Annotated in this window: 3 protein-coding genes; all 3 read left to right on the forward strand. The window is 64.8% G+C overall.

All coding sequences use genetic code 11. The features are described from left to right. The coding region (locus I0Q12_RS19450; protein ID WP_197253683.1) for a hypothetical protein at positions 1-1,053 on the forward strand (1,053 nt) is incomplete at its 5' end. A gap of 14 nt (positions 1,054-1,067) precedes the next feature. Continuing rightward, on the forward strand, positions 1,068-1,424 hold the full coding sequence (locus I0Q12_RS19455) for a hypothetical protein (RefSeq protein ID WP_197253685.1): 357 nt from the start codon (positions 1,068-1,070) through the stop codon (positions 1,422-1,424). Beyond that, a partial coding sequence (locus I0Q12_RS19460) for a C39 family peptidase (RefSeq protein WP_197253687.1) occupies positions 1,421-1,901 on the forward strand: 481 nt, incomplete at its 3' end. The genes I0Q12_RS19455 and I0Q12_RS19460, both read left to right, overlap by 4 nt.

Raw genomic sequence — 1,901 nt, forward strand, 5'->3', positions numbered from 1 at the left:
TTCGACATCTGGGATGCGGCGAACTGGCAGGCGAACTTCGACAACGCGAAGTGGCCGATGGTGATGGTGCCGTATATCGCCGCACGAGACGGCATCGGACCGTGGACGGCACTCGGGTCGCGGATGGACGACTTCTTCGACGTGGTCAAACCCACCCTCGACGACGGCGGTTTGCAGCTCACCGCGGACCTGTGGGAGCCGGGCGATCCGCAACCGTGCCCGTCGCATTTCATTCTCGATCGGCCGACGTTCGTGTTCGACGTCAAGCAGCGCGCCACGATCCCCGGCATCACCGGGACGATCCTCGATCCGATCAAGGATCTGCTGCGGATCTTCGGTACGGACGGCACCACCGACACCGTCACCATCGCCGACCCGAATCTCGATCCTGACAACACGGACCCGAACGGGCCGTGGGTGATCTTCCGGCGCGGCCAGCATCGGGGCCTCAAGTCGAAGATGGTCATCCACAAGCCGATCGAGCACACGATCATGACCGGCGGTAAGTCGCCGGATGCGATCAACCAAGGCGCCAAGCTGATTTCGAACATCCTGCTGGGGTTGCTCGGCACGCTGATCGGGATGCCGTGGCTCACGCTCGGGATCTTCGACAAGGCCGTCGAAGATGTCATTCTCGCGTGGGCTCGCGGCGTGGACTACTCGCGCAAGTCGGAAATGGGCCGGTTCGCCCACAAGGGCGGGTTCGAGACCGGCGGCGGTGTTGCGGTGTCGCCATCCGGGCTGCAGACGATTCGTGTCGGCTTACACAAGGCACGCGGCTATGTCAGCTTCGCCGCCGATGTCGATGACGCCGCACCGTACCGGGTGGGCCTGCACATCGACGACGGGCTGCGGGCCGGGTTCGAGATCGGTGATCAGATCTGGCTTTCGCACATCGCATCGGTGCGGCAGTCGTGGAGTCGTGAGAACCCGGATCAGCCGTGGGAGATCAATGTCGGCGACTACCGGGCCCAAGAACTTGCCGGTACCCGCGCGTTGCGGGCGCTCGAGGCCGTGTCCGGCACGTTGCGCCAGCACTCGAGCGCTACCTAGACCAGGAGGTTGTCATGACACCCGAAGAACTGCAGACGGCATTGCCGCCCGAGATGCATCCGTACGCGTACGTGTTCATGCACCCACCGACGAACGGGGAGATGTCGCCGGTAGCCACGCTCGAACCGGACGAGATGAATTCGCTTGCCCGGCACATCGAACGGCTTGGCTTCCGGCCGGTCGAAGAGTCACTCGATCGGTACGACCCGCCGGCGTCTGGGCCGATACACCCCCACAACCCGGGGCAGTGGCGGTCGAAGAAGCGACCTGCCCCGCATCGGCCGGACCCGTACGCGCATCTACGTGCCCAGCTCGCAGATCTCCCGGTCTCCGTGCGCGCCGACCTCCTCGAGGAGAAACCGGAATCGTGACCACGAAACAGCTGCCCTACGACCGGACGATCGTGCCGCAGGAAACCGGCTACTGGTGCGGACCCGCCTCGATTCAGGTGGTGCTCGACAGTCTCGGTATCAAGGTCGCCGAGCCGGACATCGCCAGTAAGACAGAAGCCCTCGAGGGGAACATCGGCTGGGACGATCGGGACGGCACCGACCATGTCAGCCAGGTCGCGACGGTCCTGAACGAGTACACGGGCGCCGGGTACTTCGTCGTCGAGATGCCGCAGGATCCGCCCACCGGGGAGCAGAAGGAACGGCTGTGGCGAGACCTGGTGGCGTCGATCAACGGCGGGCACGGCGTGGTCGTGAACATCGTCGCTCCAAGAGGGAACTACCCGCATGCGGTGGCGCCGTCGACGATCAGCCCGACCTACGGTGGCGGCACGGTCTACCACTACATGTCGGCGATGGGCTATTCGGATGACGGGCCGCGTCGGGTGTGGATCGCAG

This window comes from Rhodococcus sp. CX (genome assembly GCF_015865005.1).
Lineage (GTDB): Bacteria > Actinomycetota > Actinomycetes > Mycobacteriales > Mycobacteriaceae > Rhodococcus.

Coding starts and splice junctions, on each gene's coding strand:
- I0Q12_RS19455 (WP_197253685.1), top strand. CDS start 1,068: ATGACACCCGAAGAACTGCAGACGGCATTGCCGCCCGAGATGCATCCG.